Here is a 25,114-nt window from a genome sequence, read left to right as displayed (position 1 = left end):
GGTCACATCCGGAAAATGCCGAAGCGGGTGGATTCGATCGGCGCGTTGAGCGCGGCGGACAGGGCCAGGCCGAGGATGTCGCGGGTCTGCGCCGGGTCGATGACGCCGTCGTCCCAGAGCCGGGCGCTGGAATAGTAGGGGTGACCCTGGTGCTCGTACTGATCGAGGATCGGCTGTTTCAGGCGCGCTTCGTCGTCGGCGCTGAACGGCTGGCCGCTGCGCTCGCTTTGTTCGCGCTTGACCTGGGCCAGCACGCCGGCGGCCTGCTCGGCGCCCATCACGCCGATCCGCGCGTTGGGCCACATCCACAGGAAACGCGGGTCGTAGGCGCGACCGCACATGCCGTAGTTACCGGCGCCGAAGCTGCCGCCGATGATCACGGTGAACTTCGGCACTTTGGCGCAGGCCACCGCGGTGACCAGCTTGGCGCCGTGCTTGGCGATGCCGCCAGCCTCGTATTTCTGGCCGACCATGAAGCCGGTGATGTTCTGCAGGAACAGCAGCGGGATGCCGCGCTGGCAGGCCAGTTCGATGAAGTGCGCGCCTTTCTGCGCGGCTTCGGCGAAGAGGATGCCGTTGTTGGCGAGGATGGCGATGGGGTAGCCGTGCAGGTGGGCGAAGCCGCAGACCAGGGTGGTGCCGAACAGCGCCTTGAATTCATCGAACACCGAGCCGTCCACCAGGCGGGCGATGATCTCGCGCACGTCGAACGGTTGCTTGGCGTCGGCCGGGACCACGCCGTACAGCTCATCGGCGGTGTATAGCGGGGCAATTGGCGTGCGCAGTTGCAGCTCGCCCTGTTTGTGCCAGTTGAGGTTGGCCACGCAGCGGCGGGCGATGGCCAGGGCGTGTTCATCGTTGTCGGCGTAGTGGTCGGCGACGCCGCTGGTCTTGCAGTGCACATCGGCGCCGCCGAGGTCTTCGGCGCTGACCACTTCACCGGTGGCGGCTTTCACCAGCGGCGGGCCGGCGAGGAAGATGGTGGCTTGCTGGCGGACCATGATGGTTTCGTCGGACATCGCCGGCACATAGGCGCCGCCGGCGGTGCACGAGCCCATCACCACGGCGATCTGCGGGATGCCCTGGGCGCTCATGTTGGCCTGGTTGAAGAAGATCCGGCCAAAGTGCTCGCGGTCGGGGAACACTTCATCCTGGCGCGGTAGGTTGGCGCCGCCGGAGTCGACCAGGTAGAGGCAAGGCAGGCGATTCTGCTGGGCGATGGTCTGGGCGCGCAGGTGTTTTTTCACGGTCAACGGATAGTAGGAGCCGCCTTTCACCGTGGCGTCGTTGGCCACGATCATACATTCGACGCCTTGCACCCGGCCGATGCCGGCGATCACCCCGGCGGCGGGGACGTCTTCGCCGTACACCTCATGGGCGGCGAGCTGGCCGATTTCCAGGAAGGGTGAGCCCGGATCGAGCAGGCGGTCGATACGCTCGCGGGGCAGCAGTTTGCCGCGCGAGATATGGCGTTCCTGAGCCTTGGGGCCGCCGCCCTGATGGACCTGGGCGAGCAGGGTGCGCAGCGCGTTGACCTGCTCCAGCATGGCGGCGCTGTTGACGGTGAACTCGGGGGCGCGGGTGTTCAACTGAGACTTCAGAATCATCGGAGGTCCTCGGCAGCTTCAAACGTCAAAGCTGCAAGAAGGGATCGGGGGGCAAGCTGCTTTTTCTTGCAGCTTGCCGCTAGAAACTTGCCGCTGCTTCTAGCGCGTCTCGTTGAACAGCTCGCGACCGATCAGCATGCGGCGGATCTCGCTGGTGCCGGCGCCGATTTCGTACAGCTTGGCGTCACGCAGCAGACGGCCCGCCGGGAACTCGTTGATGTAGCCATTGCCGCCGAGAATCTGGATGGCTTCGAGGGCCATTTGCGTGGCGCGTTCGGCGGTGTAGAGGATCACGCCGGCGGCGTCCTTGCGGGTGGTCTCGCCGCGGTCGCAGGCCTGGGCCACCGCGTACAGGTAGGCGCGGCTGGCGTTGAGCTGGGTGTACATGTCGGCGATTTTGCCCTGGATCAACTGGAACTCGCCGATGCTCTGGCCGAACTGTTTGCGGTCGTGGATATAAGGCACCACCAGGTCCATGCACGACTGCATGATGCCGGTCGGGCCGCCGGAGAGGACCACGCGCTCGTAGTCGAGGCCGCTCATCAGAACTTTTACGCCGCCGTTGAGCGCGCCGAGGATGTTTTCTTCCGGCACTTCCACGTTGTCGAAGAACAGCTCGCAGGTGTTGGAGCCGCGCATGCCGAGCTTGTCGAACTTGTTGCTGCGGCTGAAGCCGGCCCAGTCACGCTCGACAATAAAGGCAGTGATGCCGTGCGCACCCTTTTCCAGGTCGGTCTTGGCGTAGATCACATAGGTGTTGGCGTCGGGGCCGTTGGTGATCCAGGTCTTGCTGCCGTTGAGGACGTAACGGTCGCCGCGTTTCTCGGCGCGCAGCTTCATCGACACCACGTCGGAACCGGCGTTGGGTTCGCTCATGGCCAGGGCGCCGATGTGCTCGCCGCTGATCAGCTTGGGCAGGTATTTGCTTTTCTGTTCGTGGGTGCCGTTGCGGTTGATCTGGTTGACGCAGAGGTTGGAGTGGGCGCCGTAGGAGAGGGCGACCGAGGCCGAGCCGCGGCTGATTTCTTCCATGGCCACCACGTGGGCCAGGTAGCCCAGGCCGGCGCCGCCATATTCTTCGCTGACGGTCACGCCCAGCAGGCCCATGTCGCCGAACTTGCGCCACATGTCGGCGGGGAACAGGTTGTCGTGGTCGATCTGCGCGGCGCGTGGCGCCAGTTCGCTAGCGACGAAGGCCTGTACCTGGTCACGCAGCATGTCGACGGTTTCACCGAGGGCGAAGTTCAGGGAGGGATAAAGCATGCTCTGCCACCTTTGATTGTTTTTGGAGGGGTGTGGGTCTGGATAATCACCTTTACGTTAACGTAAACCTGAGTCCCTTTACTGTCAATCATCACCATGACCTTTACGTTAACGTTAATTTGCGCCAGAGTAGTCCGCGCCCCGATCAGCTCCCAGAACAAACACAAAAAGGGATCGCCATGAATCAACCGAGCTACACCCAGGGTCGTCAGGACAAAGCCTTGCTGGCCATGACCATCGGTCAGGCATTCGACCATACGGTGTCACGTTTCGCCGACCGCGAGGCCCTCGTGGTTCGTCACCAGCAATTGCGCTACACCTGGGCCGAGCTGGCGGCCAGCGTCGACCTGCATGCCCGCGCGTTCATGGCCCTGGGCCTGAAGACCGGCGACCGCCTGGGTATCTGGGCGCCCAACTGCGCGCAGTGGTGCATCGCCCAGTTCGCCAGCGCCAAGGCCGGGATCATTCTGGTCAACATCAACCCCGCCTACCGCACCAGCGAGCTGGAATACGTGCTCAAACAGTCCGGTTGCCAGTGGCTGATCAGCGCGGGGGCGTTCAAGAGTTCCGATTACCACGGCATGCTCGGCGAACTGCTGCCGGAGCTGCCGCGCGCGGTGCCTGGCCAGTTCAACAGCGAGTGCCTGCCCGACCTGCGCGGGCTGGTCAGCCTGGCGGATGAGCCGCCGCCAGGCTTCCTGGCATGGAACGCGCTGGCGGAACTGGCCGCGCAGGTCAGCGAAGATGACTTCCAGGCCCGCCAGCGGAGCCTGCAATTCGACCAGGCGGTGAATATCCAGTACACCTCCGGCACCACCGGTTTCCCCAAGGGCGCGACCCTCAGTCACTACAACATCCTCAACAACGGCTATATGGTCGGCGAGAGCCTGGGCCTCACCGAGCAGGACCGCATGGTGATCCCGGTGCCGCTGTACCACTGCTTCGGCATGGTCATGGGCAACCTCGGCTGCATGACCCACGGCACCACCATGATTTACCCCAACGATGCCTTCGACCCGCTGCTGACCCTGCAAGCCGTCGCCGCCGAGCGCGCCACCGCGCTGTACGGCGTGCCGACCATGTTCATCGCCCTGCTGGACCAGCCGCAACGCCGGGAATTCGACCTGGCGAGCCTGCGCACCGGGATCATGGCCGGCGCCACTTGCCCGATCGAAGTGATGCGCCACGTCATCAGCGAACTGAACATGAACGAAGTGCAGATCGCTTACGGCATGACCGAGACCAGCCCGGTGTCGCTGCAGACCGGCCCGGACGACGAGTTGGAACTGCGGGTGACCACGGTCGGCCGGACCCAGCCGCAACTGGAGAGCAAGATCATCGACGAGCACGGCTGCGTGGTGCCGCGCGGGCAGATCGGCGAGCTGTGCACCCGTGGCTACAGCGTGATGCTCGGCTATTGGGGCAACCCGGCGGCCACCGCCGAGGCCATCGACCCGGCGGGCTGGATGCACACCGGCGACCTGGCGAGCATGGACGAGCAGGGCTACGTGTGCATTGCCGGGCGCAACAAGGACATGATCATTCGCGGCGGCGAGAACATTTATCCGCGCGAGCTTGAGGAGTTCTTCTTCACCCACCCGGCGGTGGCGGACGTGCAGGTCATCGGCATTCCGGATGACCGCTATGGCGAAGAGATCGTCGCCTGGATCAAGTTCCACCCCGGCCACAGCGCCACCGATGTGGAGTTGCAGGCCTGGTGCAAGAGCCGCATTGCCCATTTCAAGACGCCGCGTTTCTTCCGCTTCGTCGAGGAATTCCCGATGACGGTGACGGGCAAGATCCAGAAGTTCCGCATGCGCGAGATCAGCATTGAGGAACTGCGCCGCTGAAAACGTCTTCGGGGCTGCCGCCCGGCAGCCCCAAGGACGAGGGTTTCAGTACTCGCTCAGGTGCTCGATGAACGTCGAGCCGCTGTAGCGTTCGCGGAACAAGCCCGCCTCCACCAGCCTCGGCACCACCTCGTCGAGGAACAGGTGCACCGACTCCACCGAGCCCCCCGGCGCGGCGATAAAACCGTCCATGGCCCCGGCCTCGGCCCAGTCGGCGATCTGCTCGACGGCATCGTCCACCGTGCCGATCACCTGCCAGTGCGCGGCGGAGATCACCTCCGGGCGCAGCAACAACTGGTCCACCGTCAGCGACTCCCGCTCGATCAGCCGGCGCAGCAGGTTGGTGTGGGTGCGGCTGCTGGTTGTCGCCAGCGGCGGCGGCAGGTCGTCGTGGGTCACGAGGCGGTCCTGCGGCCAGTCGCTGAGGTCCAGCCCGGTCATTTCCTTGATCGAAGCGAATTTGCGCCCGCGGTCGAGGCGGGCGTGGGTCTGCATGAACAGCGCGCGGGCTTCTTCGCGGGTTGCCGCGAGGTAAAGGCTCAGGCCCGGCAACAGGCGGATGTCGGCGGGTGCGCGACCATGGCGCTCGGCGCGTCGGGACAGGTCGCGGCGCAGTTCGAGGGCGGCCTCCTTGTCCGGGGTCGGGGCGAACACCAGGTCGGCCACCGAGGCGGCGAAATCGCGGCCCGATTCCGACGCCCCGGCCTGCACGAACGGGATCCGCGCATTCGGGAAGGCCGGCACATTGAGCGGGCCCTTGACCTTGAAGTGCTCGCCCTCATGGCTGATGGGGCGGATCTGCGCGGTGTCGGCGTAGCGGCCAGCGGCGCGGTCGATCTTCAGCGCTTCATGGGGGAAGCTGCCCCACAGCGCCTGCACCAGCGCGGTGAACTCGCCGGCGCGTTGGTAGCGTTCTTCGGCGCCGGGCATCTGTTCCAGGCCGAAATTCTCGTGGCCTTGCAGAGCGGTGACGATGTTCCAGCCGGCGCGGCCGTTGCTGACCCAGTGCAGTGATTGCAGTTGCCGGGCCACCACATAAGGCGGGTAGAAGGTGGTTGATACTGTCGATACCAGGCCGATACGCGAGGTGGCCTGGGCGACGGCGGCGAGCAGGACGGTCGGGTCGAGGCTGGCGAAGCCGGGGGCGGTTTCCATTATCTCGGTGGTCAGGCAACTGACATCCGGGCGAAACACGAAATCGAGGTGCGCGGCTTCGGCACGGCGGGCCAGGTCGATGGCGAAGTCGGCGCTGAAGACACCTTCTATATTGCTGTTGTCCTGGCGCCAGCCGTCACCGCTGAGCCAGGTGGGAGCCAGGGACAGGCCGATATGGAGTTTGCGTTGGGTCATCACGGGGTTCCTGTGGGGCCAATAACGGATCGCGAGCAAGCTCGCTCCTACAGGTTTTCTGTAGGCGCGTGCTTGCTCGCGAAGGACAAGATCAGAACGAGCCCTTGATCCCGGCGCCGAACATCCGCGGCGTGGTCATGCTCGCCTCGGTGCCGCCGATGCCGCGGTTCTGCTGCATGTAGATCGCGGTGCGGTCATCGAAGACGTTCTTCACGTACCCATACAGCTCGACCGCTTTGCTGAACTGGTAGCTCATCCGCGCATCGGCCAGGGTGTAGGCGTCCGTGGCGTAGCTCTTGGTGTTGGCGGTGTCGGAATAGTACCCGTCGATCCGGCGAACCTGGGCCGAGACGTTCCACTTGTCGGTGATGTCCCAGCTCGGCCCGAAGCTCAGGGTGTAGCCCGGCGAGCGGGCGAATTCGTTGGCTTCGTAGCTGTTGTTGGCGGAGATCTTGTCGATGCGGGTGCGCAGGGTGCCGGCGCTGGCCTTGAGGGTCAGGTTGTCCAGCACGCGGTAGTCGGCGCTCAGTTCCAGGCCGTAGGCGTGGGCCTTCTCGGCGTTGATGGTGTAGGACTGCGACACGCCGGTGGAGATCACCACCGGGATGTTGTACTGGGCGTCCTTGTGGTCCATGTAGAACAGGTTGCCGCTCAGTTGCAGGCGGTTATCCAGCAGGCTGGCGCGGCTGAACAGCTCGTAGTTCCACACCGATTCGTCCTTGAACGAGGTCCAGTTGCGAGTGCTCAGGTTCAGCGCCACGCCGCCCGGGTTGTAGCCGCGGCTGACCATGCCGCCGACGGTCCAGTCCGGGGTCACGGCGTAGGCCAGGGAGATTTTCGGCAGCAGCGCGGAGAAGGTTTTTTCGTAGTCCAGCGCGGTCGGCGCCAGGACCGAGCGGCCTTCGCGCTCGATGCGGTCTTCCTGGTAACGCAGGCCGGTGCCGAGGGTCCAGCGGTCGTCCAGGCGCCAGCTCAGTTCGCCGAACACGCCGAGGTTTTCCTTGGTGTCGTCGAAGGTCGAGAGACCGCTCAACAACAGCACTTCATCGGACTTGGTGCGCGCCACATAGACCCCGGTGGCGCCGCTGACGCTGCTGTCCTGGTCGCCGAAGCTCAGGCGGGTTTCGTTGGACAGGTTCTTCTGCTGGATATCGGCGTCACCGTTGCCGGGGATGCCGGTGTAGCGCTGCACATGGGACAGCGAGTACTGCGCCTGGTTGAGCAGCTTGAGGCCGTTGTCGAAGTCGTAGCTCACGTCCAGCACGCTGGTGTTGGTCGACTGTTCCCAGCTTGGCATGGTCGTGGTCGGGTGCTTGAGCTTGTGGTACGGCGCCGCGGCGGCTTCCTGGCTGGGCCGGTTGGAATCGCCGTGGGAGAAGGTGTACTTGGCTTCCAGGCCGGGCAGCGCGCTGGGCAGCCAGAGCAGCTTGGCGCGGGCGTTGAGCGAGCTGAAGTTCTTGTCGGCCTTGCCTTTCTGGAAGGCGCTGCTGGTGTAGTCGATGAAGGTGTCACGGGCCGAGTGGTCCACCGCCAGGCGTGCGGCCAGCTCGTTTTCCAGCAACGGGCCGGAGACGGCCAGCGAGGTGCGGTGGGAATCGTAGTTGCCGATCTCGGCCTGGTAGGCGGCTTCCGGGGTGAAGCTGGGGTCCTTGGTGTTGACGATGATCGCGCCGGCGATGGCGTTGGCGCCCTGGGAGGTGGTCTGCGGGCCGCGGAACACTTCGATGCTGTCCAGATCCCAGACCGAGGTCGCGCCGAAGTACATCTCGTTGTAATTCAGGTAATGGCCGTCGAGGTTGATGGTGGCCCGTGGCACGGTGCCGCCCCAGAACACGTTCTGGCCGTTGTTCGGGCCCTGGCTGTCCATGCCGCGAATCACCGGCGCGCCGACGCTGTCGGTGTAGATCACGTTGGGCACGTCATTGAGCACTTCGGTGACGGTGGAGCTGCCGGTTTTCTCCTTGTCGATCTCGCGCCCGGTCTTCACCGTCACCGACGACGCGGTGTTCTTCAGTTCCCGTTCGATCTTTTCCCCGGTGATGACGATGGGCTCGAAAGTGACGCTGCCGGCGCTGGTGCTGGCGGCGGTTTCCTGAGCCATGGCCGCCGTGGCGCCCAACAGCGTCGAGAGGGTCAGGACGCTGAAACCGCGGGCGAGGGTGAGGGGTGAATAGGCCTTCAAGGGACGCTCCAAATGAGAATGATTAAGCTTTAGCGGATCGTAGCATGTGGCTATTACGTTCCTCAATAAAGAATTGATTCCACAATGTGGTTTATGCCGGGGTCGGATAAGCTCGTTTGCGGCCCCACGCAGGGCTCTGCGCCGCGTTGCCTGATGTGCTGGCCCGCAAAATCGGTATCATGCGTCGCGCCGCCACCGGCCTGCGGCGCTGCACCCCAGCCTGTTGAGAAACAGCCGCGAGACAGCGGCGAGGAGAGGACATTTGAAGTCAGACGAGTCCGTACTGGACGATGCGCCCCAGAACGAAAAGCGCTCCGGCACCATCCAGTCGGTGGCCATTGCCACGCGCTTTCTCAAGGTGCTGGCCAGTGCTGAGCGCGAACTGGCCCTTGGCGAAGTCGCCCGGCTTACCGGCACCGGTGGCTCCAGCGCGCACCGTTACCTGCAGAGCCTGGTCAAGGAAGGGCTGGCCCGGCAGGACCCGGCCACCGGTCTTTACGACCTCGGCCCGGCAGCACTGAGCATCGGTATCGCCGCGCTCAAGCGCGTGGACGCGGTGGAAATCGCCGCGCAACACATGAAGGCCCTGGCCCACCACCAGGCGGCCAGCGGCGGGGTGGCGATCTGGACCGAGCGTGGTCCGACCCTGGTGCGCTGGTACCGCAGCGCGTATTTCTCGGTGAACCCGCTGGCGCTGGGCGACATCCTGCCGCTGGACAACACCGCGTGCGGCCTGGTGTTCCAGGCGTTCCTGCCAAAATCCACCATCGATGCTGCGCGCAAGCAGCAGCCCGCGCATTTCCGCGGCACACCGCCGAGCAAGGCCGTGCTGGATGAAGTGCGCGACAGTCGCTGGGCCGAGCTGACCAGCCATTTGCTGTCCAACGTCACCGGCCAGGCCGCGCCGGTGTTCGATGCGCAGGGCGAGATCGTGTGCTGCATGACCACCGTCACTGACCTTGGCCGGCTGAATTCGCCGGAAGACCGGGATGCGTTGTTTCGCGAGGCGAAGCGGGTGAACCAGTCCACGGGTGGGCAGGTTTGGGAGGGGTGATTGAGAGGTATGGCCGGCTGGAATGACGTTGTTGTTGGGGGCTCTACCCCCGCAACACCCGGCCCTTGGGCACCAGCAACGGTGTCCCCGTCACCGGATCGGCAATGATCAGAGACGCCAGCCCAAACACCCGCTCCACCAGTTCCTCGGTGAAGATCTCCGCCGGGGCGCCGCTGGCGACGATCGCGCCGTCCTTCATCGCCACGAGGTGCGAGGCATAGCGGCAGGCCTGGTTGAGGTCATGCAGCACCGCGACGACGGTGCGACCCTGGCGGTTGAGGTCCGCCAGCAGGTCGAGCAGTTCGACCTGATGAGCGATGTCCAGATAGGTGGTCGGCTCGTCCAGCAGCAGGATCGGCGTCTGTTGCGCCAGCACCATGGCAATCCACACCCGCTGGCGCTGGCCACCGGACAATTCGTTCAACGCACGTTCGGCCAGCTCGCTGACGCCGGTCGCCGCCATCGCTTCCTTTACCGCCTGTTCATCCGCTTTCGACCACTGCCGCAAGAACGACTGATGCGGAAAGCGCCCACGTGCCACCAGGTCAGCCACGGTGATGCCGTCCGGCGCGGTGGCACTCTGCGGCAGCAGGCCGAGGCAACGGGCGACTTCGCGAGCGGGAAACTCGCCGATCGGGCGCTGGTCCAGCAGCACCTGGCCGGCAGCCGGAGCCAGCAGGCGGGAGAGGGCGCGTAACAGGGTAGATTTGCCGCAGGCATTGGGGCCGACGATAACGGTGAAGGAACCGTCTGGAATGCGCAGCGAAAGGTCCGTGGAAATGGTGCGCTGTTCGTAGCGCAACGTCAGCGCATCGGCCTGCAGGCGGTGCGTCATGGGGGCGGGTTCCTCGGCAATGATGGCGCGGCAGTATTGCATGTGCGGAATTTATTCCGCAATATGGAATGCGAAACGCTCTCAAATCGTATCACTTCGCATTCCATCTGCCGATATCGACCTCACCATGACGACTTCTTCGCTGTTGCGCCTCGCTGGCGCTACCACCCTGGCCCTGCTGGCGGGTTTCGCCCAGGCCGCGTACACCCCGTCCAAACGCATCGTCTCCACCACGCCCAGCGTGACCGGCATTCTGCTGGCCATGGACGCGCCGCTGGTGGCCAGTGCTGCCACCACGCCGAGTCGGCTGTCAGACGGCAAGGGTTTCTTCACCCAGTGGGCTGACGTCGCCGATCAGCGCGGCGTGCAGGTGCTGTACAAGAACCTGGTGTTCGACATCGAGTCGGTGATCGGCCAGGACCCGGACCTGCTGGTGATTTCCGCCACCGGCGCCGACAGCGTGATCCAGCACAAGGCCGAGCTGGAAGCCCAGGGCGTGAAGACGCTGGTGGTCAACTACTCGAACCAGAGCTGGCAGCAGATCGCCACCGAACTGGGTCGCCAGACCGGACTGGAAACCCAGGCCGCCGCCGCGATCAAGCGCTTCGACGACTACACCGCCGACGTCGGCGCGCAGCTCAAGGTGCCGGCCGGCAGTGTCAGTGTGGTGGGTTACAACATCGGCGGCAGTTATTCCATCGCCCGCGAGAACAGCCCGCAAGCGCGTGTGATCGAGGCGCTCGGCTTCACGGTGGCGGGGCTGCCGACGGCGCTGGAATCGCAGGTCAAGCGCAGCTCCGACGTGGCCTTTATTTCCCGCGAGAACCTGTCGGCGGCGATCACCGGCGACAGCGTGTTCCTGCTCAGCGCCACCGACGCCGATGTTCAGGCGTTCCTCGCCGACCCGGTGCTGGCCAACCTGCCGGCGGTGCTCAACAAACGGGTGTATCCGCTGGGACCCAGCTCGTTCCGTATCGACTACTACTCAGGACGGGAAATGATCGACGCCGTGGCGCGGAATTTCCGTTAAGTGGCCGTCGGTTTTTCTTCGTGTGCGCCGCTGACGCTGATGGAGCGTCGGCGGCGTCGACGTTTGCAGGGGCTGGTGTTTGGCCTGACGTTGCTTGCGCTGGCGGTGGTGCTGAGCCTGACGGTGGGTTCGCGCACCGTGCCGCCCGCTGACGTGCTGCAAGCCCTGCGTGCTTATGACCGGCATAACGACCTGCACCTGATCGTGCGCGAGATGCGTATCCCGCGCACCCTGGTGGCGATCCTCGCCGGGCTGGCGCTGGGGCTGGCCGGGGCGATCATGCAGGCGGTGACGCGCAATCCGCTGGCCGAACCCGGTCTGCTCGGCATCAATGCCGGCGCCGCCCTCGCAGTGATCGGCGCCGCCGCAGCCTTCGGCATGGCGAACATGGCCAGTTATGTCTGGTTCGCCTTTCTTGGCGCCGGGCTGGCTGGCGCTGTGGTGTTCATGCTCGGCCAGGCCCACGAAACCACCACCAACCCGGTGCGTCTGGTGCTGGCCGGGGCAGGGCTGTCGGTGCTGTTGGCGTCAGTGACCGGGGTCATCATCCTCAACGCCCCGGCGGATGTGTTCGACCAGTTCCGCCACTGGGCTTCCGGCTCCATCGAGCGCGCGGGTTTTGATGCCGTGGCGGTGCTGCTGGTGGCGGTGCCGCTGGGTGCACTGGCAACCTTCGCCATCGTTGGCAACCTCAATGTCCTGGCCTTGGGCAATGACCTTGGCCAGGCACTGGGTGCCAGTGTCCGCGGCACCTGGCTGCTGGCGTGCCTGGCGGTGATGCTGCTGGCCGGCGCGGCCACTGCCGGCGCCGGGCCGATCGCCTTCGTCGGGCTGGTGGCGCCGCACCTGGCGCGGCTGCTGGTGGGGCCGGATTACCGCTGGCTGCTGCCTTTCTCGGCGCTATTCGCCGCGGTCCTGTTATTGACCGCCGACGTGCTCGGGCGAGTAGTGGGCGGCAACGCGGAGATCGCCGCCGGGGTTATCGCCGCCTTGCTGGGCGGCCCGTTCTTTATCGCTGTGGTGCGTAAATACCGGTTGAACACGTTATGAGCAAAAGCGCTTCGGTCCTCCGCCTCGGCGGCTGTTCCTTTCTCTGGCGCCCGCGGGTGGCGCTGGTTTGTTTGCTGCTGGCGGCAACCGCGCTGGCGCTGGGCATCTTGCTGCTGGGCATTGGCAGTCTGCAACTGACGCCGGCGCAGGTGGTCGCCGGCCTGTTCGGCACGGCGGACGACCCCACCTTGCAGCGAGTGATCACCCGCGTGCGCCTGCCACGGGTGCTGACCGCCGTGCTGGTCGGCGCGTCGCTGGGCATGGCCGGCTCGATCTTCCAGTCGCTGTCGCGCAACGCCCTGGGTTCGCCGGACATCATCGGCTTCACCACCGGCGCGGCCAGCGGCGCGATCGTCCAGATCATCCTGTTCGATGCCGGCCCGCTAGGCACTTCCGTGGCGGCGGTGGCTTCGGGCATGGCGACGGCGGCGCTGGTGTTCCTGCTGTCGATGAAAGGGCGCAGCACCGGCGGTTATCGGCTGGTGCTGGTGGGTATCGGCATCGGCGCCATGCTCTCGGCGCTCAATACCATCCTGCTGGTGACCGGCAACCTCGACCAGGTGATGACCGCGCAACTGTGGCTGGCCGGCTCGCTCAACACCCGCACCTGGTCCCATGTGCTGCCCGCCGCGCTGGGCCTGTTGCTGATCGTGCCGGTGGCGCTGTACCAGGCGCGGCGGGTGAACCTGCTGGAAATGGGCGACGACAGCGCCAGCCAGCTTGGGGTCGCGGTGGAGCGCACGCGCTTGTTGATGATGCTGGCGGCGGTGGCGCTGACTGCGATTGCCACTGCGGCGGCCGGGCCGATCGCCTTTGTCGCCCTGGCCGCGCCGCAACTGGCGCGGCGCCTGACCGCCAGCGCCGGCGTGCCGCTGGTGTCCGGGGCGTTGATGGGCGCGGTGCTGTTGCTGGCGGCGGACATGCTCAGCCAGCGCTTTCCGCTGTCGCTGAACATGCCGATCGGGTTGACCACGGGGATGCTGGGTGGGGTGTATTTGCTGTGGTTGTTGGCGCGGAATCGGCGGATGTGAAGGGTGGGCCTTATCGCGAGCAAGCTCGCTCCTACAGGTGGGGCGCTGTCTGTAGGAGCGAGCTTGCTCGCGATGAGGCCCGTACCGTCACAACGACTTCAGAAACCCCAACAACGCCCCCCGATCCTCAGCCGACAACGCCGCAAACCGCTGCCGCGCCACCGCCGCTTCGCCGCCGTGCCACAACACCGCCTCGGTCAGGCTGCGGGCGCGGCCGTCGTGCAGGTAGCCGGCGCCGGGGTTGATCTGTTCGATCAGGCCCACGCCCCACAACGGCGGGGTGCGCCATTCGCGGCCGCTGGCGAGGTAGTCGTCGCGGCCATCGGCCAGGCCTTCGCCCATGTCGTGCAACAGCAGGTCGGTGTAGGGCTCGATCTTGCGCCCGGACAACGTCTTGTAGTCCGGGTGCACCCCGGTAGTCAGTTGCGGCCGATGGCAGAGGGTGCAACCGGCCTCGGCGAACAGCCGTTCGCCGCGTTTCACCGCCGGCGTATCGCGCTCCCGCCGAGGCGGCGGCGCCAGATGGGACAGGTAGAAATGCAGCTCGCTCAGTTGCATCCCGTCCACCTCCGGCTGCCCGCCACTGACGGCCTGCTTGCACGCACTTTGCTGCGGGGCGCAGTTTTCCTGCGGGTACAGCGACGAGGTCAGGCCCATGTCGCCGTGCAGGGCGCTGGCGATCTGCTGGTTCAGGCTCGGCTGGTTGGCCTTGAGGCCGAAGCGGCCGACCTCCAGGCGCTGGCGCTCGACGCTCCAGACCTTGTTGACCCGCCCGCGCACGCCATCCGGTTTGCTCTCGTCGGCTATGCGTTGCAGGGTGGTGGTGCTGACTGTTTCCAGCAGGCCAAGGCCGAACACTGGCGTGCCGACCCGCGCCGAGGTACGGATATCGCCCAGCGGCCCGTAGGCCAGTTCGCTGAATTTCAGTTGCGGCCGACGCAGGTTGACGGTTTCGCCGGCAGACAGCGTGACCTGTTTTTCCTGCCAGAGAATCTGCGCCCGGCCTTCGCCGCGCACGCCGGGAATGCCCAGCTCGTTGAGCTGGTCGCCGTAAGCGGGATGCGGCTGCGGCCCGCCGTGGGCATCGCGGCCCGGCAACGACAGGCGGACCAGCATGGTGCGCATCGGCGAATGTTCATTGATCGGTGCCTGGCCACGGCCGTTTTTCGGGTGGCAGGCAATGCAGGTGATGCGGTTGTACAGCGGGCCGAGGCCGTCCACCGCCTCATCCCGCGACGGGGCGACGACCCAGGCCTGGCGAAACAGCCCGCGTCCGCGGAAGAACCGTTCCAGTTGCGCCTCGTCGTCCATCCCCGCCAACGGCTGGGCGAACGCCTCGCGGTCGACCTCGGCGCTGGCGGAAACACTCGCCAGCGCCGCGATCACGGCCAATAACCAAACGCGCATTACAGGCCCATCTCGTCGAGCTGTCGCGCCGCCTCGGCATGCCGGGTGGCGCTGTAGAACTGCCAGGCGATTTCGCGCTTGCCGAGTTCGTCCTGATCGTTGACGGGCTGTTGCTCCATGCCGCTGTCCTGGCGCTGTCCGAACAGGCTGAGCAGGTCTGCCGCGGCGGCCTGTTCAGCGCTGATCGGTGGCACCGTGAGGTACGCCCGCACCGCGCTCAGATCGCGGCCCGCCGCTTCGCCGGCATGCACCCGCGCCCACAAGGCCGTGAGGCGCTCATGGGGTTGGCTGAGCCATTGCGCGAACAGCGAGGTGATCAACGACAGGCGCTCGCGAGACATCTTGTCGCCGTATTGGTAGGCGCCGTCGCGCGCCGCCGCGAACGGGTCGTGATAACCCGCCGGCAGTTCGGCGTAGACGCTCGGGCGCACCGGCAGCTTGCGGATGTCCGGGTCGGCCAGCAGTTTCTGCCCGGCGTCGGACAACACGAAACGCACGAACGCCCGCGCCCCTTCGACGTCCTTCGCACTGCGGGTAATCGCAATGTGCGCCGGGTTGAGCCCGCCGTGGGCCGGGTAGACGAAGTCCACCGGCTGGCCGTTGCTCACCGCCGAAGCGACGAAGAAGTCGATCGACAAGCCCACCGCCGAGCGTCCGCTGGCCACCTCGTCGCTGACCAGGGTGCCGCCGCGACTGACCAGCCGCGACTGCCCGGCAATCTCGCTCCACAACGCCCAGCCCCGTTCCCAGCCGTAGGCTTGCAGGACGATGTCGAGCAGCACCGGGGCGAAACCGACGCGCGCCGGGTCCGGCAGGGCAATGCGTCCGCGCAGTCGGGCGTCGAGCAGGTCAGGCCAGTCCTTCGGCGGCGCCACGCCAAGTTCGGCGAGCACCTTCGGGTTGGTGGCGAAGCCGTAGCCGGCCAGTTCCGTGGCCTGGTAACGGCCGTCGCGGTCGCGCAGGGCGGTGCCGCCGATCCGCTCCGGCAGCCCTTGCAGATCGACACCCAGCGGCTGCCAACTGTCGTCCCTGGCCAGCCGGGCGAAATTGCCCGGCGACGGCGCCCAGTAGACATCGACCCCGCCCTGGTCCGGCTGGCGCAGGAAGGGCAGGGCATCGAAGCCCTGGCGCCAGAGGATTTGCAGGCGGTAATCGGGGTTGGCCTGTTCGAAGGCCTCCTCGAAGCGGGTCATCATCTCTTCCGGGTAGCTGGTCATCACCACCACCGGCTGCGGCGCGGCCAGCGCGCTCGTCGAACCGAGCGCCAGGGCCAGCAGCCAGGCCTTACAGCGGAACATTGAACTGCACGAAGTAGTTACGGCCAATTTCCGGGTATCCCTCGCTGTATTCATAGAGGCGGTCGAACAGGTTGCGCACGCCGGCTTCCACCAGCACGTCGTTGCTGAAGCGGTATCCGGACTTGAAGTTGTACACCGCGTAGCCGCCGGACATCTGGCTGCCATCGGACACGTTGTAACGGCGCGAGGCCGCTTCGGCGCTGCCGGTCAGGCGCAGGGCATCGAGGTTCCAGGTGGCCGAGGCGAACAGGTTGTGGCGCGGTGTGTCGATCGGGTGCAGCTCGGGATTGCTGCGGTTTTCGCGGTCGAGGAAGGTGTAGCTGGCGCCCAGCTCCCAGTCGCCCAGATCACCTTTCAGGCCCAGTTCGAAGCCCTGGTTACGCGCCTTGGCGATGTTCTGGTATTGCCCGCACGGCGCCGCGCAATTGAGTTGCGCCGGCACGGTGACCTGCTGGATGGAGTCCTCGATATTGGCCACGAACAACGCTGCATCCAGGCTCCACTGTGATGTCAGCGCGCCACTGTAGCCCAACTCGTAATGGGTGGCACGTTCGGACTTCAGGTCCGGGCTCGCGATGACCGTGCCGAAGCGCGTGGAGTAGCGGTCCTTGATGGTGGCGAAGCGGCTCTTGCGCGACACGGTCAGGCGCACCTGGCCGTTGTGGTCGATGTCCAGCAACGGGCCGGTGTTCATGAACAGGCCGAGCTGGCTGTTGACCGCGTCGTCGCTGCCGGTGGGCTCGTCGTACAGCGTCTTGACCCGTGGCGAGGACGGGTTGGTGCCGAAGTTCTCGGCGTCCAGGCTCTTGCGGTAGTTGTACGAGACGCCGCCGACCACGCTGAAGATGTCGTTCAGGCGCAGGGTGTCTTCCAGGGCGATGGATTGGGTCTGGTCGCGGAAGTTTGTCTGCGGGTCGCTGCCGTCGCGGGAGCGGTGCACGTCTTCCTTGAAGTGGTACGCCACGCCCAGGCGGTTGCCCTCGGTGATCGCCAGGTCGCCTTCGACCGAGAAGCCGGTGGATTCGTCGTCGTACTTGCTCGGGAAGCCCGACTGCAGTGTGCCGGGGATGCCGTTGTTGTAGTTGAAGCTTTCCAGCGAGTTCTTGAAGGTGTCGTGGTAGACGCGGGTCTTCAGGCCGTGGTCGCCGAAACGGGTGTTGGTGGCCAGGAACAGGCTGGTCTTGTCCCATGTCGGCCATTCCCACCAGCGCTTGCGCTGGCCGGTGGCGGGCAGGTCGCCGGCGTAGGGCGGCTGGCCCTTGCGGCCTTGCTGCTGGACGTAGCCGAGCACGTATTCATCGGTCTCGTTGGGCGTGAAACCGAGCTTGAAGCTGAACTTGCCGTCGCGCTTGTCGCTGTTCTCGCGGCGACCGTTACCTTGCTGGTTGTTGGTCGGCTCGAAGTCGTCCGGCAGCAGGGTGTAGTCGTAATCGACGTAGGAAACGCCGCCTTGCATCCACCAGTTGCCCTGGTTGGAGCCGACGTTGGCATAGCTGCGGTAGGCGTTGACGTTGCCGTGGTCGGTCAACTCCAGGCCGCCACCGACTTCACCTTCGAAGGCCTCGGTAGGACGCCGGGTCACCAGGTTGATCGCCCCGCCTAGGGTGTTCGGCCCGTACAGCAGCGACGCGAAGCCCTTCGCCACCTCGATGCGCGACAGGTCGTAGGTGGTGAAACGGCCCAGGTCGATGTTGCCGTCATACGGCACGTAGGTCGGGATGCCGTCGATAAACACCGGCACCTGCAGGCGGTCGAAACCGCGCACGTACACCACCTGCTCGGCGCGGCCGCCGATGTAGCTCTGGTTCACGCCGGGGGCGAGGGCCAGGGCGCGGTCCACGGTTTCGCGGTCGTGCAGGCGCATATCCTGCAACTCGACCACGGTGCTGCCGGTGGCGAGTTTCTCGTCCTGCGGGGCGGAAATCTGGATTTCACCGAGGCTGAAGGGCTTGCTGGTTTCGGCGGCGATAACGTACTGAGCGTTGATGGCGGCAATGGCCACGACCAGGGCGCGAGGGGTGAACGACTTCATGACTGCTCCATGTTATGGAGGCTGGCGTGTTGTTTCACGCGCCAAAGAGCGCCACAAAACCGCGACCCAGCCTCATCGTTATATATTCTTGTATACAACGACACCCGTAAAAAGACCCGAAACCTCCCTCCCCGGAGAGCTCGAATCCTGACGACCGAACGGATATCTGACCCGGAGGACAACCAGGCCGGGGCGAATACTAGCGTTGCCGGCTGCCTGCTGACAACGCTGTATATCAAAATGCATAACGATATTGCCGTAATGGCACTGTCGATGCTCGCGTCTTCCTGCGCGTTTCGTGCCCTGTTAGCCCGAAGCATTCGGTAACATGCAGCCTTTCAACCGTTCACGAGCCGGAAAAATGGATCTTCACTCGATACTCGCTTTCACCCTGGTCGCCGCGATCGCCATCGCCAGCCCCGGGCCGGCGACCTTGATGGCCATCAACAACAGCCTGGCCCACGGCCAGCGCAGCGCCGTGTGGTCGTCCCTCGGCAATGCGAGCGGCCTGTTCTGCCTGTCGGCGGCGGCGATGCTCGGCTTGGGCGCGCTGCTGCTCAGTTCGGAATGGCTGTTCAACGCCGTGAAAATCCTCGGTGCCGGCTACCTGTTCTACCTGGGCGCCAAGCAACTGCTGAACAAGCGCCCGATGCTTGCGGAAGGCATCGAGGAGGGCGCGGAAAAGGTCCGCCCCACACGCCTCAAACTGTACAAATCGGCTTTTTTGACCGCGGTCACCAACCCCAAGGCGACGATGTTCTTCACTGCGCTGTTTCCGCAATTCATCGACCAGAGCGCGGCGCTGCTGCCGCAGTTCTTTATCCTGACGGGCATCTTCATGACGTTGTCGGTGACGTCGTTGAGCCTGTACGCCGCGCTCGCCTCGCGGGCCAAGGGTGTGCTGACCCGGCCCTCGCTGTCGCGTTGGGTTAGCCGGGTGGTGGGCACTACGTTTATTGGCTTTGGTGCGGCGATTCTGACGTTGCGGCGGCAGGGGGCGTAAGGCTGCGATAAAGGGGCCGCGAGCGCGGCCCCTCTACGGTCGATCACCTCACCTGCGGCCTTTCGACCCGGCCCAGCAACGACTCCACCAGCGCCTCGCAAATCTCCAGCGAATGACACGTCGCCCACGCCACCCTGTCGAGCGGCGGGGTGTCGATCATCTCGCAGAGCTGGGCATTGGTTTCGAAGGCTGACCTCAAGGTCGTGGACAGATGCACCAGGGCATCTTCGATATCGACACCTTCGCACACGGCAAACAACGCCTGATGGCTGTCATTGCAGGTGCTGAAACGGGTGTGGGCAGTGGTGAGGCGAGGGGCGGGTGGATCGGGGACGATCTTGATCATTGCGGTGCTCCAAGTTCAGTGGCGCCGCCACGCATACGTGACCAAACGATGGGTGGCGGCTGTACGCAGGTTGGTCAACCGGGGAACTTGGAACCCGGCGCACACGAAGGTGCCCCACGCACAACCGCCATAACACGGAACAGCAGCCATTACTTGCTGCTGAATCGGATGCGGACGCCTGAGCGTTAAGTTCCAGACAGGTGACCAAACCTGATCGCTGATGTGCAGCGACCGGCGAAGCGTAGGCACTGATGCCGTGGGAAACAACCGCTCAGGAGGCGCGGCAGTATGATTCGGAAATTGCCTACGGGAAAGTCGTACATCGAAGGGATTTCGTAGCTTTTTGCGTCATCGTTCAAGCGAGTTCAACCGCCCGGACTGGCCGCCGACCCTGCCAACAAACCACCGTCGATATTCACTTCCGTCCCCGTCATATACGCCGCCTCATCCGACGCCAGCATCAGCGCCACCGCCGCGACTTCCTCGACCGTGCCGAAGCGCTTGAGCGGCGTATCCGCGACCAAGGCGGCCATCCGCGTGTCGCGATCAGGCCCGTCGCCGAGCATGGCTTCCCACATCGGCGTCAGAATTGCCCCCGGATGAATCGAGTTACAGCGAATCCGCCACCCCTGCTGCGCGCAATAGAGCGCCACCGTCTTGGTGTGATTGCGCACCGCCGCCTTGGACGACGCATAAGCTGCCGCCCCCGGAATCCCCACCAGCCCGGAGCGCGAGGAAATATTGATGATCGAGCCCGCGCCGCGCCCCTTCATTGCGCCGATCGCATAGCGGCAACCGAGAAAGGTGCCATCCAGATTCACCCGATGCACCGCACGCCAATCCTCCAGACTCGCGTGCTCGGGATCGTGGGCCACCACACCCGTCTCGAAACCCGTGATGCCGGCATTGTTCACCAGCACATCCAGTGTCGGCACCTGCTGCGCCAAGCGGAGCCAGTCGGTTTCGTCGGCCACATCGAGCTTGATGAACTGCGCGCTGATTTCACGGGCGATGGCGGCACCGTTCGCCTCGTCGATATCGGTCACGATGACGTGACCGCCTTCTTCCTGGAAACGGATGGCGATGGCCCGCCCGATGCCCCGTGCGGCGCCGGTGATCAGGCAGGTTTTTCCCTTGAGTCTGTCCATGGTTACTCCGGCTGAGGGTGGTTTTTTTGCGCGGCGTATCAGCGCTTGGCGGCCTGAACTGCATGTGGCTATGAAGTTGGGAGTCTGGAGAAATTCCTTGGTGGAGAGATTCTAGTAGGCGCTTCTAGTGTTGTAGAACGTATTGCCTAGATCATGTGCAACGGCCCTGATTCATCAATGATCAGGGTTTCTTCTGCTCTGCGATTTTCGACCTCCGTTTTCAAAGCTTTTGCTCTGCCAAGCAGTTTTTCCCATTCGCGCACGATCTCTATATATTCAACCTGCTCTGATGGTGTTAACGCATTTTCTAAGATTGCAGGGCGATAGTTGAATCGATTTATATGTTCTTCGATTTTTGCAATGCGCATCACCGCATAGTCAGGATAGCGAGCGGTTAGAAAATTTTTCCAATCTCGGTTTCCCCTGGAGTCATTGCAGGTCTGGCAAGCAGGAACGGTATTACCGGCGACCAGTTCACCAAATTCGGTGACGGGTATGAGGTGATCGGCAACAATGCCTCGGTTCTCTGCGCTTGCCTCACTGCCACAATAGGAACAGCGCCCGTCGAACTCTTCGAGGATGCTGATCCAGTCGGCTTTGTTCAAGCGGTGTGATGACGCCACGATTTCTCGCAGACCCCGTCGCACGTTGTAATTCATTCTTGAAAAGTGCCTTGTTCCCTTCATGGATACTCGATTTTTGAAGTTTGCGAGAAGTGCGAATTAGTATTTTTTAGCTGTGGCGCGTTCGATTTCCAATTTCGGTCCATTTTCCATATCGCCCCCCGCTAGTAATGCTCGAGTGCCGTTGCGCTGAATGCGAGCGCTGATGGGAGATTCACCGTCCCCGCTTCCGCGAAACCACCGCCTCAATATTCTTCCGCCCAATCAACTTCGGCTGCTCCAACTCCCCCAACCACTTGTACATCACCAGACAATCCACCAACCCCAACCGCCCATGCCGATACGCTTTCGGCAATCTTCCCACCACCTCGAACCCAAGCTTCTGCCACAGCGCAACTGCCGCGTCATTGGTCGCGACCACGGAATTGAATTGCAGCGCGAGAAACCCCGAGGCGCGGGCCAGTTGTTGGGAGTGTTCGCACATTTGCCGGGCGATGCCGCGGCCGCGGGCGGCTTCGCTGACCATGTAGCCGCAGTTGCCGACATGGTTGCCGGGACCGGCGGCGTTGGCTTTGAGGAAGTAGGCACCGAGCAGTTCGTCGTTTTCTTCGACAACAAGGGTGTGTTGCGGGACGTCCAGCCAGAGGTGGCGGGCCTGTTCGAGGGTCATGGCCGGGTCGTAGGCGTAGGTCTCCCGGGCGGCGATGATGCTCTGGAAGGTGGGCCAGAAGCGGTCGAAGTCAGCAGCGGTCATCGGGCGGATGTGGAGCATGGTGTTCCTTGGCAGGTGATCGGGCAGTGGGGAGATGCTAGGGTCTGTACGAAATGTATTCGAGCGAAGGCCAGGCAAGGCGAAAACAGGCGAGGAAGCGGAGTTTACTGGTTGTAAATGAGCATTCCGAGCCTGTTTTCAACGCAGCATGGCCGAGTTCGGATGCATTTCGTACAGAGCCTAGCGTTGGGCCGGCACTCATTCAATGTCAGAGAAGGATACTCATGAATTCCATTGTTCTGCGTCCGGCCCGGGCCGGCGACGGTGCCGCGGTGTTTGCGGTGACGCATCAGTCGATCAGCCGCCTCGGCCGCGAGCGTTACTCCAGTGATCAGTTGCTTGGCTGGATGGGCGAGCGCACGCCAGAGGATTACGAACGCTCGATCGCCAAGGGCGGGATGGTGGTGGCCTGTCTCGCGGATCAGGTCGTCGGCTTTGTCGATGCCGAGCCGGGCGAGGTGACGCGGCTGTTTGTGCTGGAACAGGCGGCGGGTCAGCAGTTGGGCAGCCGGTTGTTGCAGGTCGGGATCGAGAAGGCGCAGGCGCCGGGGGTGGAGCGGGTGAGGGTGGAGTCGACGCTGAATGCCGAGGGCTTTTATCAGCGCCACGGGTTTGTGACGCTCGGCCATGGCGTGTTTTCCCACGGGGTGGGCGGGGCGCCGATCGCGGTGGTGACTATGGAGCGGCCTGTCACCGACTGAGCAGTGGCAGGCCGTGGTGGTGTCGGCTTATTCGCTGGCCTTGCCCACGGCATCCAGCGCCCGGGCGGAGTAGACCAGGGCGGCACCTGCGTTCATGGCGACGGCGACGCCCAGCGCTTCGGCGATTTCCTCGCGGGTGGCGCCATGCTTGACCGCTTGCTGCGAGTGCACGGCGATGCAGCCGTCGCAGCGGGTGGTGACGGCCACGGCGAGGGAGATCAGTTCGCGGGTCTTGGCGTCGAGGTGGTTGGTCTTGGCCCCGGCGCCGCTGGCGGTCATGTAGCCGCTGACGGTGTCGGGGGAAAGTTGCTTCAGATCACCGATGCCGGCCATCAACTGCTTACGGTAGGCATCCCAGTCCATCATGCTCATCTGCTTCACCTTGTGCGTTGCGACAAATTGAACAGTGAAGCTAGTTTTTTCCAGATTGCCTGGCCGCTGGTCGTTGGTCGCAAGCCGTTAGTGCTTTAGGCCAGTACGTTCACCACCGCCAACAGGCTGACCACGGCCAACACCACCGCAATCGCCATGCGCTGGATCCAGCGGCGCTGGAACGCGGCGTCGCCTCCCGCCAGTTGAATGGCCATTTCGATCTTGCCCGGTGAGGCGAGGATGGAGATCGCCGCCGCGACGTTGTGGGTGGCCATGAACAGCAGCAGGTCGGCGCCCAGCGAGCGGGAAATCTCGGCCTGGGTGGCGGCGAACATGGCGTTGGAGCCGCTGCTCGACCCAGTGACGAAACCGCCCAGTGCGCCGACGTAAGGTGATATCGCCAGGTAGCCCGAGCCGATTTCGGCCAGCAGGCGGGCGAGGTGCGCCGCGGTGCCGGTGACCGCCATGACGATGCCCATGAAGATGAACAGCGCGGTCACCGGCGCCACTTGCAGCCAGGCTTTCCACGCGCGGGTCCAGGGCTCGGCGGGCGGACGCCCCGCGCAGAACCACAGTGCGGCGACAAACAGCCAGAGCGCGGGGGAGGCGAGGTAGCGCCATTGCTCCGGCAGGTGGCCGAAACGCATCACCGCGCCCATCACCAGCACGCCGCCCAGCAACAGGCCGTAGGCCTGAAGCGCACGACGGCCGATGGGCAGAAGCGGTTCGCTGTCGGGGCCGCGTCGGCTGCTCCAGAGCAGGTGCAGGCAGATGATCGCCACGCTGCCGAGGGCGCCGGCGGGGGCGGTGCCGAACGCCAGGTTGGACAGCCCGACGACGCTCGCGAAGACCAGGGCCGAGACGCCGGCCAAGGCCAGCGCACGGCCTCGTTCGCCGGGCGCGCTGATCAGCCAGGCCGCGACGCCGCCGGTGATGCCGAAGGGGATGATGCTCAGCAGCGCCGAGGCGATGCCCAGTTCATCGAAACCGATGCCGGCCAGGCTGGCGGCGATCATGGTGCCCGGCCCCATCGAACCCCACGGCACCGCGCACAGGCCGAGCAGGCCGATCAACGCCGCCTGGCGCGCCGGCAGGCCCATGAACACCAGCAGCGGAATGCCGATGGTCACGCCGATGCCGAAGCCGGTGACCGATTCTGCGAAGGGTGTGATGCCGTGGACCACCAGCAGCACGGCGGCGACGCCGGTGCCGGCGCGGCCCTTGATCCAGTTGGCCAGCGCCGCCTGCGCGCCGGCATGGCGCAGCACTTCGGACATCAGCAGACCGCCGCCGACGATCAACACGACCTCCGCCACCAGCGGCAGCCACTTGAGACTTGCGTAGCCGATTTCCGTTGCGGGCAGTGGAAACGCCATAATCGCCGCAACGAGCGCGGCGACCACCCCCAGCATCGCGGCATGCAAGGAGCGCATGCCGAAGCCGAGGGCCAGGATGGAGGATAAAACGGGGGAGGCTGCGAGAAAGGCGTTCATTTCGACACTCGACGTTTGCGTATGCGCAATTATTATTTGCGTAACGGTAAAATCGCAAGACTAAAAAAGGCTCAGGATGAAAGACAACAGCGAACAGGCGGAGCAGGGGCAATTTGGCGCGGCGGTGCGCCAGCGGCGGCTGCAGTTGGGCGTCACCCTGGATCAGTTGGCGCAGAGCAGCGGCGTATCGGCGGCGGCGCTGTCGCGGGTAGAGCGAGGGATGCTGAGCCCGAGCCTGCGCAATGCGCTGGCGATTGCGCGGGGGTTGGGTTGCGATCTGTCGGAGTTGATCGAGCAGGACTATGCCGAAGTCACTCGGGCGGGCGAGAACCTGCGCTTTGTCGATGAGGCGACGGGGATTGTCAGGCTGGCGCTGGCACGGCCGAGTGCGGACCTGGAGTTGCTGTCGTACACCGTGCCGCCAGGGGCGTCATCGGCGCGGTTTGCCCCGCACAGGAGCGGCGGGCGGGAGATTTTCCACATTCTCTCGGGAACGCTGGAAGTGAATGCCGGGGATCAGGTGATCGAGTTGCGGGCCGGGGATACCGCGACGGTGCGGGTGGATTGCGAGCACTGGTTCCGCAATGTCGGGGATGAGGATGTGCGGATCGTTTTGACCATCATGAAGTAGCGGACAGTGCAGGAGCCGTCTGGCCGGCTCCTGCAG

The 25,114-nt window shown here is 64.6% G+C and carries 22 protein-coding genes; 8 read left to right on the top strand and 14 right to left on the bottom strand.

Features of this window, described 5'->3' with window-relative positions; all coding sequences use genetic code 11:
* Positions 1-2 precede the first annotated feature (2 nt).
* Together CKW37_RS01680 and CKW37_RS01675 are read right to left on the bottom strand one after the other, a co-directional pair.
* Complete coding sequence (locus tag CKW37_RS01680) at positions 3-1,607, bottom strand: carboxyl transferase domain-containing protein (RefSeq protein ID WP_095153693.1); 1,605 nt, start codon at positions 1,605-1,607, stop codon at positions 3-5.
* Positions 1,608-1,706: 99 nt separating this feature from the next.
* Entirely contained in the window at positions 1,707-2,870 is a 1,164-nt protein-coding gene (locus CKW37_RS01675; protein WP_095153692.1) for an isovaleryl-CoA dehydrogenase, read from the bottom strand.
* A 179-nt stretch (positions 2,871-3,049) separates the two neighbouring features.
* On the opposite strand from CKW37_RS01675, the gene CKW37_RS01670 reads away from it, so the two are divergent.
* Positions 3,050-4,720, top strand: coding sequence for an AMP-binding protein (locus CKW37_RS01670; RefSeq protein WP_095153691.1), 1,671 nt, complete (start codon positions 3,050-3,052; stop codon positions 4,718-4,720).
* A gap of 45 nt (positions 4,721-4,765) precedes the next feature.
* Here the strand turns inward: CKW37_RS01670 and CKW37_RS01665 are convergent, their stop codons facing one another.
* Together CKW37_RS01665 and CKW37_RS01660 are read right to left on the bottom strand one after the other, a co-directional pair.
* Positions 4,766-6,070 (bottom strand): NtaA/DmoA family FMN-dependent monooxygenase, encoded by a 1,305-nt coding sequence (locus tag CKW37_RS01665; RefSeq protein ID WP_371864252.1) that lies wholly within the window; start codon positions 6,068-6,070, stop codon positions 4,766-4,768.
* A 91-nt stretch (positions 6,071-6,161) separates the two neighbouring features.
* Complete coding sequence (locus CKW37_RS01660; RefSeq protein WP_256587662.1) at positions 6,162-8,252, bottom strand: TonB-dependent receptor; 2,091 nt, start codon at positions 8,250-8,252, stop codon at positions 6,162-6,164.
* A gap of 283 nt (positions 8,253-8,535) precedes the next feature.
* Here CKW37_RS01660 and CKW37_RS01655 point away from each other — a divergent pair, with 283 nt between their 5' ends.
* Positions 8,536-9,306 carry an IclR family transcriptional regulator gene (locus CKW37_RS01655; RefSeq protein ID WP_095153842.1) on the top strand — a complete coding sequence of 257 codons (771 nt, stop codon included), beginning with the start codon at positions 8,536-8,538 and terminating at the stop codon, positions 9,304-9,306.
* A gap of 43 nt (positions 9,307-9,349) precedes the next feature.
* Here the strand turns inward: CKW37_RS01655 and CKW37_RS01650 are convergent, their stop codons facing one another.
* Positions 9,350-10,141, bottom strand: a complete 792-nt coding sequence (locus tag CKW37_RS01650; RefSeq protein ID WP_095153841.1) for an ABC transporter ATP-binding protein — start codon at positions 10,139-10,141, stop codon at positions 9,350-9,352.
* A 127-nt stretch (positions 10,142-10,268) separates the two neighbouring features.
* Between CKW37_RS01650 and fepB the strand changes: the two genes are divergently transcribed.
* From fepB to CKW37_RS01635, 3 genes are read left to right on the top strand one after another with little or no spacing between them, the layout of a single operon-like run.
* The gene (fepB, locus tag CKW37_RS01645) at positions 10,269-11,171 is read left to right on the top strand and encodes a Fe2+-enterobactin ABC transporter substrate-binding protein (protein WP_095153689.1); all 903 of its coding nucleotides are present in this window, start codon (positions 10,269-10,271) and stop codon (positions 11,169-11,171) included.
* Between the two features lie 39 nt (positions 11,172-11,210).
* Complete coding sequence (locus CKW37_RS01640) at positions 11,211-12,221, top strand: iron ABC transporter permease (protein WP_095153840.1); 1,011 nt, start codon at positions 11,211-11,213, stop codon at positions 12,219-12,221.
* Positions 12,218-13,252: an iron chelate uptake ABC transporter family permease subunit gene (locus CKW37_RS01635; RefSeq protein WP_095153688.1), complete on the top strand. Its 1,035-nt coding sequence runs from the start codon at positions 12,218-12,220 to the stop codon at positions 13,250-13,252. Before CKW37_RS01640 ends, CKW37_RS01635 begins: the two co-directional genes overlap by 4 nt.
* Positions 13,253-13,339: 87 nt before the next feature.
* Here the strand turns inward: CKW37_RS01635 and CKW37_RS01630 are convergent, their stop codons facing one another.
* Genes CKW37_RS01630 through CKW37_RS01620 form a run of 3 tightly spaced genes read right to left on the bottom strand, consistent with a single transcriptional unit; the run spans position 13,340 to position 17,989 of the window.
* On the bottom strand, positions 13,340-14,659 hold the full coding sequence (locus CKW37_RS01630) for a di-heme oxidoredictase family protein (RefSeq protein ID WP_095153687.1): 1,320 nt from the start codon (positions 14,657-14,659) through the stop codon (positions 13,340-13,342).
* Positions 14,659-15,957: an ABC transporter substrate-binding protein gene (locus CKW37_RS01625; protein ID WP_095153686.1), complete on the bottom strand. Its 1,299-nt coding sequence runs from the start codon at positions 15,955-15,957 to the stop codon at positions 14,659-14,661. Before CKW37_RS01625 ends, CKW37_RS01630 begins: the two co-directional genes overlap by 1 nt.
* The gene (locus CKW37_RS01620; protein WP_095153685.1) at positions 15,944-17,989 is read right to left on the bottom strand and encodes a TonB-dependent siderophore receptor; all 2,046 of its coding nucleotides are present in this window, start codon (positions 17,987-17,989) and stop codon (positions 15,944-15,946) included. Before CKW37_RS01620 ends, CKW37_RS01625 begins: the two co-directional genes overlap by 14 nt.
* Positions 17,990-18,350: 361 nt before the next feature.
* Between CKW37_RS01620 and CKW37_RS01615 the strand changes: the two genes are divergently transcribed.
* On the top strand, positions 18,351-18,992 hold the full coding sequence (locus CKW37_RS01615; RefSeq protein ID WP_095153684.1) for a LysE family translocator: 642 nt from the start codon (positions 18,351-18,353) through the stop codon (positions 18,990-18,992).
* A gap of 43 nt (positions 18,993-19,035) precedes the next feature.
* Here CKW37_RS01615 and CKW37_RS01610 read toward each other — a convergent pair whose 3' ends face one another.
* The 4 genes from CKW37_RS01610 to CKW37_RS01595 all read right to left on the bottom strand — a co-directional run bounded on the left by CKW37_RS01610 (position 19,036) and on the right by CKW37_RS01595 (position 21,881).
* On the bottom strand, positions 19,036-19,338 hold the full coding sequence (locus CKW37_RS01610; RefSeq protein WP_095153683.1) for a DUF3077 domain-containing protein: 303 nt from the start codon (positions 19,336-19,338) through the stop codon (positions 19,036-19,038).
* Positions 19,339-19,703: 365 nt separating this feature from the next.
* Entirely contained in the window at positions 19,704-20,486 is a 783-nt protein-coding gene (locus CKW37_RS01605) for an SDR family NAD(P)-dependent oxidoreductase (protein ID WP_095153682.1), read from the bottom strand.
* Positions 20,487-20,632: 146 nt separating this feature from the next.
* Positions 20,633-21,145, bottom strand: coding sequence for an HNH endonuclease (locus CKW37_RS01600; RefSeq protein WP_159985210.1), 513 nt, complete (start codon positions 21,143-21,145; stop codon positions 20,633-20,635).
* Between the two features lie 178 nt (positions 21,146-21,323).
* Positions 21,324-21,881 carry a GNAT family N-acetyltransferase gene (locus CKW37_RS01595; protein ID WP_095153680.1) on the bottom strand — a complete coding sequence of 186 codons (558 nt, stop codon included), beginning with the start codon at positions 21,879-21,881 and terminating at the stop codon, positions 21,324-21,326.
* A gap of 224 nt (positions 21,882-22,105) precedes the next feature.
* On the opposite strand from CKW37_RS01595, the gene CKW37_RS01590 reads away from it, so the two are divergent.
* On the top strand, positions 22,106-22,582 hold the full coding sequence (locus tag CKW37_RS01590) for a GNAT family N-acetyltransferase (RefSeq protein WP_095153679.1): 477 nt from the start codon (positions 22,106-22,108) through the stop codon (positions 22,580-22,582).
* 27 nt (positions 22,583-22,609) lie between these two features.
* On the opposite strand, the gene CKW37_RS01585 is transcribed toward CKW37_RS01590, so the two are convergent.
* Positions 22,610-22,954 (bottom strand): carboxymuconolactone decarboxylase family protein, encoded by a 345-nt coding sequence (locus CKW37_RS01585; RefSeq protein ID WP_095153678.1) that lies wholly within the window; start codon positions 22,952-22,954, stop codon positions 22,610-22,612.
* A 95-nt stretch (positions 22,955-23,049) separates the two neighbouring features.
* A complete protein-coding gene (locus tag CKW37_RS01580; RefSeq protein ID WP_095153677.1) occupies positions 23,050-24,447 on the bottom strand; it encodes an L-lactate permease in 1,398 nt (465 codons plus the stop codon).
* Between the two features lie 76 nt (positions 24,448-24,523).
* Between CKW37_RS01580 and CKW37_RS01575 the strand changes: the two genes are divergently transcribed.
* Positions 24,524-25,078, top strand: a complete 555-nt coding sequence (locus tag CKW37_RS01575) for a helix-turn-helix domain-containing protein (protein ID WP_095153676.1) — start codon at positions 24,524-24,526, stop codon at positions 25,076-25,078.
* Positions 25,079-25,114: the final 36 nt, after the last annotated feature.

Source organism: Pseudomonas sp. Irchel 3E13, assembly GCF_900187455.1.
Classification (GTDB): Bacteria; Pseudomonadota; Gammaproteobacteria; order Pseudomonadales; family Pseudomonadaceae; genus Aquipseudomonas.
This window is presented reverse-complemented; position numbering and strand designations above follow the sequence as displayed.